The sequence below is a fragment of the Thiohalobacter sp. COW1 genome (assembly GCF_016629505.1).
Taxonomy (GTDB): Bacteria; Pseudomonadota; Gammaproteobacteria; order Thiohalobacterales; family Thiohalobacteraceae; genus Thiohalobacter; species Thiohalobacter thiocyanaticus_A.
In genome coordinates this window covers 1-16,538 of sequence record NZ_AP024239.1, presented here as the reverse complement: position 1 = coordinate 16,538, position 16,538 = coordinate 1, and the positions used below count along the sequence as shown (strand labels likewise).

Sequence of the window (16,538 nt, the reverse complement as noted above, 5' to 3'; positions counted from 1 at the left end):
CATGACCTCCCCCCCGAACCCTTCCCTGGATGCGGCCCGGCCGGCGGCCAACGCCACCGTCCATGCCTCGGCCGGCACCGGCAAGACCTGGCTGCTGGTCACCCGACTGGTACGGCTGCTGCTGGACGGGGCCGAGCCGGGCCGCATCCTGGCGGTGACCTTCACCCGCAAGGCCGCCGCCGAGATGCTGGAGCGGCTCACCGAACGCCTGCGTCTGCTGGCCACGGTGCCGGACGCCGACCTCGATCCGCTGCTGGCGCAGATGGGCGTGGCGCCTGAACCGGAACTTCGCCGGCAGGCCCGCCGGCTCTATGAGACCCTGCTGCGCGCCGACTTCAACCTGCGCGCCACCACCTTCCATTCGGTCTGCCAGGAGATCCTGCAGCGCTTCCCGCTGGAGGCCGGGGTGCCGCCGGGCTTCGAGCTGCTGGAGGCCGAGGGCGACGCCCGCGACGCCGCCTGGGATGCCCTCTATGCCGAGGCCACCGCCGCGCCCGAGGGCGACATCGGACGGGCCCTGGACACGCTGATGGACGGCTGCGGCGGTCTGGGCAGCGTGCAGACGGCGCTGGGCAGTTTCCTCGCCCACCGCATCGACTGGTGGGCCTACACCGATGGCCGGGACGACCCGGCCGCCTGGGCCGGGGAGCGGCTGCGCGAACAACTCGATATCGATGCGGACAGCGACCCGGAACGGAGCTTCTTCAACGACCTGACCTGCCAGCGGCTGCAGCAGTTCCGCGACCTGCTACTGCTGCATCCGACCGCCACCCACAAGAAACAGGCGGCGGCCATCGCTGCCGCCCTCAACACCGGCACACCGGCACCGGCACGCATCGAGGCCCTGTGGCCGGCGCTGCTGACGCAGAAAGGCGAACCGCTCAGCCGCAAAGCCAGCAAGACGCTGGAAAGCAAACTCGGCGCTGACGGCATGGAACGGCTGCTGGAACTGCATACCCAGCTGTGCGAGCAGTTCCTCGACCTGCTCGACGCCCGCCAGCGCCGTGCCAACTGGCAACTCAATCGCGCCTGGTATCATGCCGGCGCCCGGCTGCTGGAACAGTTCCAGGCCATCAAACGCAACCAGCGCCAGCTGGACTTCAGCGACCTGGAATGGCACGCCTATCAGTTATTGAACCGCAGCGAGCAGGCGCACTGGGTGCAGTACAAGCTGGACAACCGCATCGATCACCTGCTGGTCGACGAGTTCCAGGACACCAACCCCACCCAGTGGCGCCTGCTGCTGCCGCTGCTGGAGGAACTGGCCGCCGGCAGCGAGCGGCCGCGCAGCGTGTTCCTGGTCGGTGACGAAAAGCAGTCCATCTACCGCTTCCGCCGCGCCGATTCGCGCCTGCTCGGCGCGGCCAGCCAGTGGCTGGAACAGCATCTCGCCAGCCGCCGCCACAGCCTGACGCACTCGCGGCGCTCGGCCGCGGCCGTCATCGACTGCGTGAACCGGGTCTTCGCCCAGCCCGAACTGCGCAGCCGCATGCCGCACTTCGAACCGCACGGCACCTTCCATCCCGACCTGTGGGGCCGGGTCGAGGTACTGCCCCTGATTCAGCCCGGGACGGTGGATGAAGACGGGGAGGAACAGCCCGCGTCAGACGCATCCACCCTGCGCGACCCGCTGCGCCAGCCGCGGGAACTGCCGCTGGATGAGCGCTACTACCGCGAAGGCCGCCAGGCCGCCGAGCGCATCCAGACGCTCATCGCCGGCGGCTGTCTGCTGGAGGAAGGCGACCGGGCCCGCCCCGTGCGCTACGGCGACATCCTGATCCTGCTGCGCAGCCGCACCCATGCCGCCGACTACGAGCGCGCCCTGCGCGACGCCGGCATCCCCTGCCTGGGCACCTCCCGCGGCGCCCTGCTCGACAGCCTGGAGGCACGCGACCTGGAGGCGCTGCTGCAGACCCTGATCGCGCCGCACAACAACCTGGCCCTGGCCCAGGTGCTGCGCTCGCCCCTGTTTGCCGCCACGGATGCCGATCTGGTCCGCCTGGCCGGACTGAAGCAGGGCGACTGGATGGCCCGGCTGAGTGCACTGGCCGATGATCCGGCCACGCCGGAAGCCCTGCGCCGGGCCGCCGACTGCCTGCCGCGCTGGGGCGAACGGGTCGGACGGCTGCCGGTGCATGACCTGCTGGACCGGATCTTCTTCGAAGGGGACGTGCTGGCGCGCTACGCCGCGGCCACCCCCACGGCGCTGCGCCCACAGGTACTGGCCAACCTGCAGCGGTTCCTGGAACTGGCGCTGGAAATCGACAGCGGCCGCTACCCCAGCCTGCCGCGCTTCCTGCAGCAGCTGAGCCGCCTGCGCGAACGCAGCGACGAGGCCCCGGACGACGCCCCGCCGGCGGCGGGCGACCGGGTGCGGATGCTCACCATCCACGGCGCCAAGGGCCTGGAGGCACCGGTGGTACTGCTGCTGGATGCCGCCGCGGCGGAACGCGACCGCAGCGCCTGGCAGGCGCTGGTGGACTGGCCGGCAAGCGAAGCGCGCCCCAGTTATTTCCTGCTCAACCCGGGCCAGGCGCGGCGCGACCGCATCAGCCGCGACTGGCAGGCGGCGCAGCAGCAGGCCGAGACGCGCGAAGACGCCAACCTGCTGTACGTGGCCCTGACCCGGGCCCGGCAGCTGCTGATCGTCTCCGGCACCGCCCCGGCGCGCGGCAGCGGCAGCGGCTGGCACGGCCTGATCCGCACCGGGCTGGCACCGGAGACGGAAGCCCTCGACACGCCGCTGGTGCTGGAAACCGGCGTGGCGCCGGCCGCGGCGGCAAGCGTGGCAACGCCGGCCGGGGCCGAACCCCCGGCCCCGGACCCGCGCCTGGCCCGACCGCTGGAACTCTCCCTGCCGCGCGACCGACTGGCGCCGAGCCGGGGCAACGAGACCATCGCCGACAGCGAGGGGTTCGATGCCGACGGCCGCCTGCGCGGCCAGGCAGTGCACCTGCTGCTGGAATGGCTGAGCGCGCCGGCACCGATCACCGCAGGGATCGCCCTGCAGCGGCTGGCCGCCTGGGCGGGCCGGGATGCCGGGGAGGACGACCTGCAGGCCTGGTTGGCCGAGGCCCGCGCCGTGCTCGCCCACCCCGGGCTGGCCGACCTGTTCGATCCGGCCCGCTATGAAACGGCCTGGAAGGAGATGCCGCTGCACTATCTGGACAACGGCGTGCTGGTCGAGGGCATCGTCGACCGGCTGGTGCGCCGGGCCGACCGGCTGCTGCTCATCGATTACAAGACCCATCGGCTGGGCACCGCGCCGGCCGCGCAACATGCCGCGTCCTTCCAGGGCCAGATGCGTTACTATGCCGCCGGCGCGCGGCGCCTGTGGCCGCAGCTGCCGATTGAATGCGGTATCCTCTACACCCATTCGCGCGAACTGGTGCTGCTGGATATCGATTGATACCTGCATATCCTGCGAACCTCGTAGGTCGGGTTAGCCCGAAGGGCGTAACCCGACGTTCACGGCGCGGCATCTCTGTCGGGTTACGCTTCGCTAACCCGACCTGCATGCATCCATGCAATGATTCAGTAAGAGTATTGAAGGAGCCCCCATGAGCGACCATCCGAACGTAGTGGATGTCACCCTCGACACCTTCGAACAGGTCGTCATCGAGAACTCCCGCCGGGTCCCGGTGCTGGTCGATTTCTGGGCCGAGTGGTGCGGCCCCTGCCAGATGCAGCTGCCGGTGCTGCTGCAGCTGGCCGAGGAATACGCCGGCCGGTTCCTGCTGGCCAAGGTCGACACCGAGGCCGAGCGCGGACTGGCCGAGTATTTCCAGACCCGCAGCATCCCGACCATGAAACTGTTCCGCGACGGCCAGGTGGTCGAGGAGATCCTCGGCGCCCAGCCCGAGTCCGCACTGCGCGCGCTGCTGGACCGCTACCTGCCGCGCCCCTCCGACGCGGTGCGCGAGCAGGCGCTGGCCAGGGCCGAGGCCGGCCAGGGCGAGGAGGCGCTGGGCATGCTGCAGATCGCCGCCGCCGACGACCCCGACAACAGCCGCGTCCAGCTCGACATCGCCCGCATCGCCATGCGCATCGGCCGGCTGGAGGAGGCGCGCAAGGCCCTGGCCTGCCTGCCGCTGGCAATCCAGGAAGAGGACGAGACCAAGCGCCTGTTCGCGCAGCTGGAACTGGCACGGGCGGCGGAGGATGCGCCGGATACCTCAGCGCTCGAACAGCAGGTCGCCGACGACGGCGCCAACCTGCAGGCGCGCGAACAGCTGGCCGCCCGCCACGCCCTGGCCGGCGACTACGAGGCCGCCATGCAGCAATACCTGGAGATCCTCAAGCGGGACAAGAACTACAACGAGGGCATCGCCCGGCGCGGCCTGATCGACATCTTCGAGATCCTCGGCAACCAGGGCGAACTGGTCAGCCGCTACCGGCGGCAGATGTCCAATTACCTGTTATGAAATACAAGATTCAGGATACAAGATACAAGTCAAACCCGAATGGCGCTTAGTTAAGCCACATAACACCCGTCATTGCGAGGAACGAAGTGACGTGGCAATCCCCAATCAATTGATTCTGCAGTATGAGATTGCCACGCTGCGCTCGCAATGACGGCCAACTAAGTGCCATTCAAGTCAAACCCCTTTGATCCTTGATCCTTGCACCTTGTCTCTTGCGTCTACATCATCGCAAGGGTTTGCCGTCCAGCGCGGCGGCCAGCTTCTCCGCCGGCACATAGCCGGGGATGATGCTGCCGTCCTCCATGACGATGGCGGGAGTGCCGCGCAGGCCGAAACCACGCACCAGTTCCATGTGTGCGTCGACCGGGTTGTCGCAGTGCGCGGTCGCCACGGGCCTGTCGTTCTTGGCGTCGGTCAGGGCCTGCTGACGGTCATCGGCGCACCAGACCGAGATGGCCTTGCGCCAGGACGGCGTGCCGGGACCACTGCGGGGGAAGAACAGGTAGCGCACCGTGATGCCGCGCGCATTGAGCTCATCGACCTCCTGGTGCAGTTTGCGACAGTAGCCGCAGTCGATGTCGGTGAACACGGTCACGGTGTGCTCGGGCTTGTCGGCGGCGAAGATCACCATCCGCTCCTCGCCGATGCGCTGCAGTTCGGCCTGGATCAGTTCGCCCCGGCGCTGTTCGGTCACGTTCTCGCCGGTCTCGGTATTGAGAAAGGCGCCCTGCAACAGGAAGCGACCATCGGCGCTGACATAGAAGATCTGCGCCCCATAGGCGACCTCGTACAGGCCCGCGATCGGCCCCTCCCTGACCGCGTCCGGACTGCGCCCGGGCTGGAAGTCCTCCAGCGCCTGGCTGACCTTCTCCGGCAGTTCCAGCGCCAGTGCGGGTACGCTGACAAGACTCGCCAGCAGGGCCGTGAGTCCGGCCACAATTCGTTTCAAATCAGACATAAATCACAATCTCTGCAATGGTCGGGAAAGGCGTCTGCCCAGTGGGTTCGCCAGTATAGACGCCGGATGGGACGGAAAGTTTACACATTTCAACCGCACACCGCGATCAGCCGCGCGGGTGATGCTCGCCATGCAACTGCTGCAGCCGGGCCCGGGCCACGTGGGTGTAGATCTGGGTGGTGGACAGGTCGCTGTGGCCCAGCAGCAGCTGCACCACGCGCAGGTCGGCACCGTGATTGAGCAGATGGGTGGCGAAGGCGTGGCGCAGGGTGTGGGGCGAGATGGGACTGCGGATGCCGGCCGCAAGGGCATAACGCTTGATCCGGTGCCAGCAGGCCTGGCGGGTCAGGGGCGCACCACCGCGGCCGGGAAACAGGTAATCGCTGACCCGGCCGCGCAGCAGTGCCGGCCGCGACTGCCCGAGATAACGCTCGACCCAGCCGGCGGCCTCCTCGCCCAGCGGCACCAGCCGTTCCTTGTTGCCCTTGCCGGTGACCCGCACCACCCCCTGGCGCAGGTTGAGTTGCGGCAGCGTGAGCGCAACCAGTTCGCTCACCCGCAGGCCGCAGGCATAGACCAGTTCCAGCAGGGTGCGGTCGCGCAGCCCCAGGGCAGTGCGGGTGTCCGGTGCATCCAGCAGGGCCTCCACCTCGGCCTCGGTCAGCGCCTTGGGCAGGGGCCGGCCCAGCTTGGGCGAGTCGATGCGCGCAGTGGGATCGTCCCGGCGCCGACCCTCGCGCACTTGGAAGCGGTAGAAGCGGCGCAGGCTGGACAGGCCGCGAGCGGCGCTGCGCGCCTTGGAATTGCCGGCGCGGTGGGCCAGGTAGGCCAGCAGGTCGGCCTGGCCGGCCTGCCGCAGGCTGCAGCCGCGTCCGGCCAGCCAGCGGGCAAACTGGCTCAGGTCGCTGCGGTAGGCGGCAAGGGTATGCTCGCTCAGGCCCGCCTCCATCCACAGGCGGTCGAGAAAGCCCTCGATCTCCTGACGATCGGATTCCGGCAGCGCTGGGAGGGTATCCGGTGAAATCACCCGGTTACTATGGCATCGTGGCCGTAAACCTGTCCATTGTCCGTACCCATGACCGAGTCCGACACCGACATCGCCAGACGCTTCCTGGCCCTGGTCCAGCAGCTGGTCGAGGAAACCCAGCCCGGCCGCCGGCCGCCGCGGGTGGACTGGGACAGTTCGCTGGATACGCTGGGACTGGACAGTCTGGGCCGGCTGGAGTTGCTGCTGCGGATCGAGCGCGACCTGAAACTGCCCATCGATCAGGACCGCGCCCTGCCACTGGAAACCCCGCGGCAGTGGCTGGAACTGCTGGGCCGCACACCGCCGCCGGCAGCGGCCGCCGCGCCCGCTGCCACGGCCAACCGCGAGGTGCGCATCGCATCGCTGCCGGTGAGCGCGGACAGCCTGGGCGCGGTGCTGGCCCATCACGCCGAACACCACGGCGAGCGCACCCATCTCAGTTTCTACGCCAGTGAAGACCAGGTCACGCACCTGAGCTACACCCGGCTGTTCAGCCGCGCCCGGCAGGTCGCCGGCCACCTGCGCCGCATCCCGGTGGAGCCGGGCGACCGCGTCGCCCTGATGCTGCCCTCGGGCGTCGACTTCTTCGAATGCTTCTACGCCGTCCTGCTGGCCGGGGCCGTGCCGGTGCCGCTGTACCCGCCGGCCAGCCGCGCCCGCATCCTGGAGTTCATGCAGCGCCAGGTCAGTATCCTGACCAACGCCGGCGCCCGGCTGCTGATCACCGATGACCAGGTCGCGCCCTTCGCCGAGCGGCTGCAGCAGCAGGTTGAATCCCTGCAGGCGGTGCATACGCCCGAGCACTACCGCGCGGCCGCGCCCGAACATTTCCTGCCCGGCGGCGGCGCGGACCTGGCCCTGCTGCAGTACACCTCCGGCAGCACCGGCACCCCCAAGGGGGTGATGCTCAGCCACGCCAACCTGCTGGCCAATGTACGTGCCATGGGCGAGGCCAGCGCGGCCACGGCCGACGATGTGTTTGTGAGTTGGCTGCCGCTGTATCACGACATGGGCCTGATCGGCGCCTGCCTGGGTTCGCTCTATCACGGCATCCCGCTGGTGCTGATGTCGCCCCTGTCGTTCATCGCCAGGCCGATCCGCTGGCTGCAACTCATTGACCGTCACGGCGGGACCCTGTCGGCCGCACCCAACTTCGCCTACCAGCTGTGCGCCTCGCGACTGCAGGATGCCGACCTCGAGGGCCTGGACCTGTCCAGCTGGCGGCTGGCCTTCAACGGTGCCGAGCCGGTGCATGCCGGCACCCTGGAGGATTTCATAACACGGTTTGAACCGCTCGGATTCCGGCGTCAGGCCATGACCCCGGTCTACGGTCTGGCCGAGAACGCCGTGGGACTCGCCTTCCCGCCGCTGGAGCGCGGCCCGCGCATCGATCACATCGACCGCGAACGCCTGGCAACCACGAATCGCGCCGACGCAGTCGCCGCCGACCAGCCACAGGCCCTGGCCGTGGTCAGCGGCGGACGGGCCCTGCCCGACCACGCCATCCGGGTGGTGGATGAGCAGGATCAGCCGCTGCCCGAGCGGGTGCAGGGACAGATCCAGTTCCGCGGCCCCTCCGCCAGCGCCGGCTATTACCGCAATCCCGAGGCCACAGCCGGACTGTGCCGCGGCGACTGGCGCAACACCGGCGACTTCGGCTACCTGGCCGATGCCGAGATCTTCATCACCGGCCGCACCAAGGACGTGATCATCCGCGCCGGACGCAACCTCTATCCCTATGAACTGGAACAGGCCGTGGGCGACCTGGAGGGCATCCGCAAGGGCTCGGTGGCCGTGTTCGGCGCCAACTCCGCGGAGGAGGATACCGAACGCCTGGTGGTGCTGGCCGAGACCCGCGAGCGCGACCCGGACACCCGAGAGCGACTGCGTGAACAGATCCGCCAACTCGGCATCGACCTGCTGGAGACGCCGGTCGACGACGTGGTTCTGGCCCCGCCGCGCAGCGTGCTCAAGACCTCCAGCGGCAAGATCCGCCGCCGCGACTGCCGTCACCTCTACGAGCAGGGGAAACTGGGCGAGGGCGGCGAGACCGGACAGGTGGAAAGGCGGCTTAAAACCAGGTTATATGCCGGGGCCGCGATGACCGGGCTGCGGCGCCTGCTCCACCACAGCGTCGACCTCCTCTATGCCGGCTGGGCCTGGAGCCTGTTCGGCCTGTGCGCCCTGGCGGTCGGGCTGCTGGTACTGGTCCTGCCGAGCCGACGCCTGGCGCAGCGCAGCGCCCACTGGGGGGCCCGGGCCGGCCTGTGGCTGGCCGGCATCAGCCTGGACGTCAGGCACCGGGAACGCTTCGTGCGCGACCGCGCCCTGGTGGTGGTCGCCAACCATGCCAGCTACCTGGATGCCATCGTGCTGACCGCCGCCTACGACCACCCACTGCACTTCGTCGCCAAGCAGGAACTGGCCCGCTTTCCGCTGATGCGGCATGTACTGCGCAGGCTCGGCAACGAGTTCGTGCAGCGGGACGACGTCAGGGAGAGCATCGCCGCCAGTGAACGGCTGGTACGGCGGGTGCAGCAGGGCAACGGCATCGTGTTCTTCCCCGAGGGCACCTTCACCGCCGCCCCGGGCCTGCTCGCCTTCAAGCCGGGCGCCTTCCAGATCGCGGTGGACACCGCCACCCCGGTGCTGCCGGTGGCCATCCGCGGCACCCGGCAGATCCTGCGCGGCGACCGCTGGTTCCCGCGCCGCGGCCGGGTGGAAGTCCATACCGGCGAGCCGCTCGCGTCCGCGGGCGAAGGCTGGAGCGCGGTCATCGCGCTGCGCGACCGGGCGCGGGCGGTGATCCTGGCGCAGTGCGCGGAACCGGATCTGGTCCGGGACCCGGGTATGTGACGAGGGTTCAGGTGGTGCCGTCGTGACTGTAATAATCGCGGCGGGCCCCGTCCTGCAGGCGGAGAAAATCCTCGCCGCTGACCTCGATCAGCGCTTCATGATCGCCCGCCTCGAGGAAGACCCGGGCCAGGCTGGCGAGGTTTTCGTCGACGAAGGTTTCCAGGCCGTAGGCCGGACCGACCGGTGGAATGGCGCCGGCGGCGCAATCCGGAAACAACCGGTCCAACCCGGACTCGTCCGCCAGGCCGAAGCCGCGGTCGAGCTTTGCGTTCAGGGTTTCCAGGCGCAGCCAGTGGCTGGCCGGGATCACCACCATGGCCGGGCCCCGCTCATCCCGCACCACCACGGCCTTGGCGATGTGGTCCTCGGGGACGTGCACGACGGCTGCCGTGTCGTGACTGGAAGCGGTGGCGGGATGCCGGAGCGTGCGCCAGGCAACACCGTGACGCTCCAGGTGCGCCTTCAGGGTCTGCGCCAGGGCCACCGGGCTTACCCCACGATATGATGCTTGCCGATGGCGTGCACGCTGCTCGCCTGCGGCCCGTCGTCGCCCATTTCCTCGTCGAAGCGGACCTCGTCCCCCGGCTCGAGCTGATCGAAATCCCCATTGACCAGGCTGTTGCGATGAAAATAGATATCCCTGCCGTCGGCGGTCTCGATGCGGCCGTGATCCCGGTCCAGTAGGCGGATGCGCCCGTGCGGCGGCGCCTCGTGATACTTAACGTGGCGCTTTTGCTTGTGGTTCAGCGCCTCGAGCTGGCGCCGGGCGGCATTGAAGGCATCGCGGAGCGCGACATAGACGTCCTCATGGGCGTGATTCTGACCGGGGTCGCGGCTGGCCACCAACTCGTGCCCGGGCAGGGTCAGGTCAACCCGCACCCGGTAGGTATTGCCCTTGTGGTGGTGACGGTGCTGCGCCTCCACCGCCACCCGGCAACTGGTGATGCTGGTGTGGAACTGTTCCAGCTTGTCGACCTTTTCCCGAACTGCCGCTTCCACGGCATCCGAGGGATCCATATTGCGAAAAGTGAGTTCCAGCGGAATCTGCATGGGCACCTCCCCGGCGCTGATGTTCTTCCCTGTCTTTGAATCTAGTACAGATCCCGCGCCACGGGTAATGACCGAAATCAAGGCCGGGACGAATCCCCGGCCTGTTCACTCCAGTTCGATCACCCCGCTGACGCTGACTGTGACCTCGCCCTCTCCGCCTTCCAGGGCCGGCGGCGCCGCCGCCTCGGCCATGGCCTGCATCCGCAGCAGCGGCTGCGGCTGGCCGCCGCCAGCGGCGTTCACACTGGCCTCGACCAGGTGGTAGGTTTCAGCGCCGAAACGCTGACGGATCTGACCGGCCCGCTGCTGAAAGCGCTCGATCGCCTGATCGATCAGGCGCGTCTCGACCGCCTCGCGGGTGGCAGCGGCGATGAAAAAGCCGGTGTGCTTGATCTGCAGCCGCTGCTGCAGGGTGCCGATCAGCTGCCCCAGCGCGGCGAAGTCACGGCCTTCCAGGCGCAGTTCCTGCAGCCCGCGCCAGCGTTCCGGCCGGTCCTTGCGATAGACGGGCGTGATGCGGTAGCTGCCGGTACTGACCGTGACGCCTTCGATGTCGCGACTCTGCTCCAGCGCCCAGCGCATGCTCCGGTTGATGCTGTCGGCCACCTCATCGGCCGAAGCCGCCTCGGTTTCGGCGGCCAGTACTGCCTGCATGCGGTCGTTGGCGACGCGTTCGTTCACCTCCACCTGGAAGCGGATGCGGTTGTAGTGGTCGTCCTCGGCAGCGGCAAGCGGCAGGGCCAGGGCGGCGAACAGGAGGGGGAACCCGCGAAGCAAAGGCGTCATGGAAGGTCTCCGGAAGCGATGAATGGATGCGTGGGATTCTACCCCCGTCCGCCCGCGGAAATGAAACAGCGCACAGTGCTAGAATCCCCTTGATGCAACCGTACCAGCTGCCCTGTCCTCAACCATGTCCGCCACCGCCACTGTGTGTCATGATCTCACCGGCCTGATTCTGGCCGGCGGCCGGGCCACCCGGCTGGGCGGGCGGGACAAGGGGTTGATCGAGGTGGGCGGCCACGCCCTGGTCGATTACGCCATCGCCGTCCTGCGCCAGTTCACACCGCGCATCCTGATCAGCGCCAACCGCCACCGGGCCGACTACGCCCGCCGCGGCTGGCCGGTACTGGCCGACGCGCTGGTCGATTACCCCGGCCCGCTGGCTGGCATCCTGACTGCGCTGGAACAGCTGGAAACAGAGCGCCTGCTGGTCATGCCCTGCGATACCCCGCTGGCATCGCCGGCACTGTTTGACCGGCTCGTCGCCGCCCAGGACAGTCAGGGCGGCATCGCCTGCCTGGCCCGCGACAGCGAACGGCTGCAGCCGACCTTCTGCCTGCTCAAACGCGAAGTGGCGCCGTCGCTGCGCCGGTTCCTGGACGCAGGCGAGCGCAAGACCCAGCTCTGGCTGCAGTCGCTGACGCCGGTGATCGTGGACTGCAGCGACCACCCGGACTGGTTCGCCAACGTCAACACGCCGGAGGATCTGCGGCGCATCGAGGCTATGCTGTGAATGGCCACGCAATCCACGAAAACCACAAAAATGCCTTGTGTATGCATTGCCAGGCGCATAGCGCCATGGCAATGCAAGCAATAACCCCTTTAGTGGGTTTCGTGGATTGCGTGGCCATCAAGGGGTTGCAGTGATGCAAGAGTTGTTCAACCGACCGCCGGTGCTGGGCTTCGCCGCCTGGAGCGGCACCGGCAAGACCACCCTGCTGGAACAGTTGCTGCCACGGCTGCGCGCACAGGGCTTGCGCATCGGTCTGATCAAGCACGCCCACCATGACTTCGATATCGACCACCCCGGCAAGGACAGCCACCGGCTGCGCCAGGCCGGTGCCGGCCAGCTGCTGATCGCCTCCCGCCGGCGCTGGGCGCTGATGACGGAAACCCCGGAACAGGACGAGGCCGACCTCACCCAACTCATCGGGCAGCTGGACCGCGACGCACTGGACCTGATCCTGGTCGAGGGCTTTCGCCATGAACGCTTTCCCAAGCTGGAACTGCATCGCGCGGCCACCGGCAAACCCTTGCTTTATCCCGACGACGACTCGATCATGGCCGTGCTGAGCGATGCCGTGGTGGACACGACACTGCCGCAGCTGGACATCAACGACATCCCGGCCATCACTGCCTTCATTCTCGACTACGTCCGTTCAACCTGATGGATTCGCCATGACAGCCAGTAACCAGGACCCCTGTGCCGCCCCCGAACAGAAACTGCTGCCGGTCGCCGAGGCCCGGAGCCGCATCCTCGACGCCGTCGCGCCCATCGAGGGTGACGAGATGCTGCCGCTGCGCAGCGCCCTCGGCCGCATCCTGGCCGAGCCGGTGCGCGCCGGCATTGACGTGCCTGCCTTCGCCAATTCGGCCATGGACGGCTATGCCGTGCGCGGCGCCGACCTCGCTGCCGACACTGCCTGCGCATTCGAGTTGATCGGCCAGGCCATGGCCGGCACCCCCTTCGATGGTAGCGTAGGCCCGGGCCAGGCCGTGCGCATCATGACCGGGGCGGTGATACCCGAGGGGGCCGACACCGTGATCATGCAGGAGCAGGTCGAAGTCGACGGCAGGCGCGTGCGCATCGGTCCGGGGCAGAAGGCCGGTGCCAATGTCCGCCACGCCGGCGAGGACATCCGTGCCGGCGAGACGGTGCTGGAGGCCGGCATCCGGCTGCTGCCGCCGCAGCTGGGCGTGATCGCCTCGCTGGGCCAGGCCGAAGTGCGGGTCCGGCGCCGGCTGCGGGTGGCCTTCTTCTCCACCGGCGACGAACTGGTCGGGCTGGGCCAGCCGCTGGGACCGGGCCGGATCTACGACAGCAACCGCTACACCCTGCACGCCATGCTGACCCGGCTGGGCGCGGAGGTGATCGATCTGGGCGTGATACCCGACAGCCGCGATGCGGTGCGCATGGCCTTCGCCGACGCCGCCGCCCAGGCCGACGCAGTCATCACCTCCGGCGGGGTCTCGGTGGGCGAGGCCGACTACGTCAAGGAGACCCTGGAGGCCATGGGCGAGATCGACTTCTGGCGCATCGCCATGAAGCCCGGCAAACCGCTGGCCATCGGCCGCCTGGGCGCGGCGCGCTTCTTCGGCCTGCCCGGCAACCCGGTCTCGGTCATGGCCACCTTCTACCAGTTCACCCAGCCGGCGCTGGAGAAGATGATGGGCACCACCCCGAACCCGCCGCCGCTGCTGCAGGCACGCGTCGCCGTACCGCTGAAGAAAAGCCCCGGCCGGCTGGAGTTCCAGCGCGGCTTCATGGAGGCGACCGCCAACGGTGAGTTGCATGTCCGCCCCACCGGCGGCCAGGGCTCGCACCTGATGACGTCCATGAGCCGGGCCAACTGCTTCATCATTCTACCGGCCGAATCGGGCGGCGCCGAGGCCGGCGCGATGGTGCAGATCCAGCCCTTTGCCGGGTTGGTATAAGGCTGTTTACGGCCACGGAAGCACACGGAACAATCATGAATCCATCGCCAAACCCGTAGGTCGGATTAGCCCGAAGGGCGTAATCCGACACCCGGACCGCCCTGCTGTCGGGTTAGGCTGCGCTAACCCGACCTACAAGACTATGTTTTCCCGTCATTCCGGCGCAGGCCGGGATGACGACAATGGGCAGGGCAACCGCAATCATGCAATGATCGGGTTGAAACAGCCCGCATTCCGTCCCATGTTTGCGATCTATCATCGACGACGGGAACAACCAATGACAAGCCCCTCCGACGACGCCGAACGCATCATCACCTCGCAGCCGCCCCCGGAACCGGGCTCGGATCTGGTGCTGCCGGGCGAGGTCATGCCCAACACCCTGCACCTGCTGCCGCTGACCGAACGGCCCTTCTTTCCGGCCCAGAGCGTGCCGGTACTGATGAACGACACGCCCTGGGTGGACACCATCAAGGCCATCGGCGATACCGCCCATCAGCTGGCCGGGCTGGTGGTGGTCGATACCCGCGACGCCGACCAGGCGCAGCCCGAGGATTTCCGCCTCATCGGCACCGCCGTGCGCATGCATCATCCCATGCGCAATTCGGGCAAGCTCCAGTTCATCGCCGAGGGCCTGCAGCGCTTCCGCATCCTGGACTGGATATCGAAGCAGCCGCCCTACCTGGTGCGGGTGGAATTCCCCGACGACGTGCTCGATGAGGAGGAGCAGCTCAAGGCCTACGGCATTGCCATCATCAACACCCTCAAGGAACTGGTGCCGCTCAATCCGCTCTACAGCGAGGAACTCAAGTTCTTCCTCAACCGCTTCAATCCCAACGAGCCCTCGGCGCTGACCGACTTCGCCGCCAGTCTGACCACGGCCTCGCGCGACGAACTGCAGGAGGTACTCGAGACCACGCATGTGCTGGAACGGATGAAGAAGGTCCTGGTCCTGATCAAGAAGGAACTGGAGGTCGCCCGGCTGCAGGTCGAGATCCGCGAGCAGGTCGAGGAGAAGTTGAGCGAGCAGCAGCGCAAGTTCTTCCTGCGCGAGCAGCTCAAGGCGATCCAGAAGGAACTCGGCATCTCCAAGGACGATCGGACCGCCGACAGTGAACGCTTCAAACAGCGGCTGGAGAACCTGGCGATGCCGGAGGCGGTGCAGCGGCGCATCGACGACGAACTGCAGAAGTTCTCGGTACTGGAATCCGGCTCGCCCGAATACGCCGTCACCCGCAACTACCTCGACTGGATGACGAGCATGCCCTGGGGCCGCTACTCCGAGGACAACCTCGACCTGGACCATGCCCGGGACATCCTGGCGCGTGACCATGACGGGCTGGAAGACGTCAAGGACCGCATCATCGAGTTTCTCGCCGTCGGCAACCTCAAGGGCGAGGTGGCCGGCTCCATCCTGCTGCTGGTCGGGCCGCCCGGCGTGGGCAAGACCTCCATCGGCCGCTCGGTGGCCGATGCTCTGGGTCGGCGCTTCTACCGCTTCAGCCTGGGCGGGATGCGCGACGAGGCCGAGATCAAGGGCCACCGCCGCACCTACATCGGTGCCATGCCGGGCAAGTTCGCCCAGGCGCTGAAGGAGGCCGGCGTGGCCAACCCGGTCATCATGCTGGACGAGATCGACAAGATCGGCGCCTCCTTCCACGGCGATCCGGCCTCGGCCCTGCTGGAGGTGCTGGATCCGGAACAGAACAGCGAGTTCCTGGATCACTACCTGGACGTACGGCTGGATCTGTCGAAGACCCTGTTCATCTGCACCGCGAATCAGCTCGACACCATCCCCTCCCCGCTGCTCGACCGCATGGAGGTGATCCGGCTGTCGGGCTACATCACCGAAGAGAAGGTGCTGATCGCGAAGCACCACCTGTGGCCGCGGCAGCTGGACAAGGCCGGCATCCCGCGCACCCGACTGCGGATCACCGACGCGGCCATCCGCCGCGTCATCGAGGGCTATGCCCGCGAGGCCGGGGTGCGCAACCTGGAGAAACAGCTGCGCAAGCTGATCCGCAAGACTGCAGTGCAGTTCGTGAAGCGAAAATCGAGGGCGAAGCCGGTGCGCATCGGCACGCAGCAGGTGGAGGCGTTGCTGGGCAAGCCGGTGTTCGCCCGCGAACGGCCCTTTGCCGGCGTGGGCATCGTCACCGGCCTGGCCTGGACCGCCCTGGGCGGCGCCACGCTCAACATCGAGGCCACCCTGGTGCACAGCAGGAACCGCGGCTTCAAGCTCACCGGCCAGCTGGGCGAGGTCATGCGCGAGTCCGCCGACATCGCCTACAGCTACGTCGCCAGTCACCTGCAGGAATTCGGCGGCCGTCGGGACTTCTTCGACGAGGCCTTCGTCCACCTGCACGTGCCCGAGGGCGCCACCCCCAAGGACGGGCCCTCAGCCGGCATCACCATGGCCACCGCCCTGCTGTCCCTGGCCCGCGGCCAGCGCATCAAACGGCCGGTGGCCATGACCGGCGAGCTGACCCTGACCGGGCGGGTACTGCCGGTCGGTGGCATTCGCGAGAAGGTGATCGCCGCGCGGCGCAACCGGGTATTCGAGGTGATCCTGCCCGAGGCCAACCGGCGCGACTACGAGGAACTGCCCGGGCACATCACCGAGAAGATGACGGCGCATTTCGCCGCACGTTATCAGGATGTGGTTAGGCTGGTGTTTCCGGAATGAATATTACTACAGGGGGTGGGAACGCAGAGGACGCGGAGGCGCAGAGGCACTGAGAAATATCGAAAAAATCAAACCTGCTGAATGCCTGACAGATCTTACGTCATC

General features: G+C 67.8%; 12 protein-coding genes. 7 read left to right on the top strand and 5 right to left on the bottom strand.

Annotation, left to right across the window (positions count from 1 at the left end):
* The first annotated feature begins 1 nt into the window (after window position 1).
* The gene (locus COW1_RS00060) at window positions 2-3,409 is read left to right on the top strand and encodes an exodeoxyribonuclease V subunit beta (RefSeq protein ID WP_201344977.1); all 3,408 of its coding nucleotides are present in this window, start codon (window positions 2-4) and stop codon (window positions 3,407-3,409) included.
* 151 nt (window positions 3,410-3,560) lie between these two features.
* Window positions 3,561-4,424, top strand: a complete 864-nt coding sequence (locus COW1_RS00055) for a tetratricopeptide repeat protein (protein WP_201344976.1) — start codon at window positions 3,561-3,563, stop codon at window positions 4,422-4,424.
* 223 nt (window positions 4,425-4,647) lie between these two features.
* Here COW1_RS00055 and COW1_RS00050 read toward each other — a convergent pair whose 3' ends face one another.
* Window positions 4,648-5,361 carry a DsbC family protein gene (locus COW1_RS00050; protein ID WP_242466459.1) on the bottom strand — a complete coding sequence of 238 codons (714 nt, stop codon included), beginning with the start codon at window positions 5,359-5,361 and terminating at the stop codon, window positions 4,648-4,650.
* Between the two features lie 127 nt (window positions 5,362-5,488).
* Window positions 5,489-6,382: a site-specific tyrosine recombinase XerD gene (gene xerD / locus COW1_RS00045; protein ID WP_304941096.1), complete on the bottom strand. Its 894-nt coding sequence runs from the start codon at window positions 6,380-6,382 to the stop codon at window positions 5,489-5,491.
* Between the two features lie 75 nt (window positions 6,383-6,457).
* On the opposite strand from xerD, the gene COW1_RS00040 reads away from it, so the two are divergent.
* Window positions 6,458-9,265: a 1-acylglycerol-3-phosphate O-acyltransferase gene (locus COW1_RS00040; protein ID WP_096366869.1), complete on the top strand. Its 2,808-nt coding sequence runs from the start codon at window positions 6,458-6,460 to the stop codon at window positions 9,263-9,265.
* A gap of 7 nt (window positions 9,266-9,272) precedes the next feature.
* Here COW1_RS00040 and COW1_RS00035 read toward each other — a convergent pair whose 3' ends face one another.
* The 3 genes from COW1_RS00035 to COW1_RS00025 all read right to left on the bottom strand — a co-directional run bounded on the left by COW1_RS00035 (window position 9,273) and on the right by COW1_RS00025 (window position 11,101).
* Entirely contained in the window at window positions 9,273-9,749 is a 477-nt protein-coding gene (locus tag COW1_RS00035; RefSeq protein WP_201344975.1) for an aminoacyl-tRNA deacylase, read from the bottom strand.
* 5 nt (window positions 9,750-9,754) lie between these two features.
* Window positions 9,755-10,315 carry a ribosome hibernation-promoting factor, HPF/YfiA family gene (gene hpf, locus COW1_RS00030; protein ID WP_096366871.1) on the bottom strand — a complete coding sequence of 187 codons (561 nt, stop codon included), beginning with the start codon at window positions 10,313-10,315 and terminating at the stop codon, window positions 9,755-9,757.
* Window positions 10,316-10,420: 105 nt separating this feature from the next.
* Window positions 10,421-11,101: an SIMPL domain-containing protein gene (locus tag COW1_RS00025; RefSeq protein WP_201344974.1), complete on the bottom strand. Its 681-nt coding sequence runs from the start codon at window positions 11,099-11,101 to the stop codon at window positions 10,421-10,423.
* Between the two features lie 124 nt (window positions 11,102-11,225).
* Here COW1_RS00025 and mobA point away from each other — a divergent pair, with 124 nt between their 5' ends.
* From mobA to lon, 4 genes are all read left to right on the top strand, one after another.
* Complete coding sequence (mobA, locus tag COW1_RS00020; RefSeq protein ID WP_201344973.1) at window positions 11,226-11,828, top strand: molybdenum cofactor guanylyltransferase MobA; 603 nt, start codon at window positions 11,226-11,228, stop codon at window positions 11,826-11,828.
* Window positions 11,829-11,961: 133 nt separating this feature from the next.
* The gene (mobB, locus tag COW1_RS00015; protein ID WP_096366874.1) at window positions 11,962-12,483 is read left to right on the top strand and encodes a molybdopterin-guanine dinucleotide biosynthesis protein MobB; all 522 of its coding nucleotides are present in this window, start codon (window positions 11,962-11,964) and stop codon (window positions 12,481-12,483) included.
* A gap of 10 nt (window positions 12,484-12,493) precedes the next feature.
* On the top strand, window positions 12,494-13,750 hold the full coding sequence (glp, locus tag COW1_RS00010; protein WP_201344971.1) for a gephyrin-like molybdotransferase Glp: 1,257 nt from the start codon (window positions 12,494-12,496) through the stop codon (window positions 13,748-13,750).
* A 277-nt stretch (window positions 13,751-14,027) separates the two neighbouring features.
* On the top strand, window positions 14,028-16,433 hold the full coding sequence (gene lon, locus COW1_RS00005; RefSeq protein ID WP_201344969.1) for an endopeptidase La: 2,406 nt from the start codon (window positions 14,028-14,030) through the stop codon (window positions 16,431-16,433).
* Window positions 16,434-16,538 lie beyond the last annotated feature (105 nt).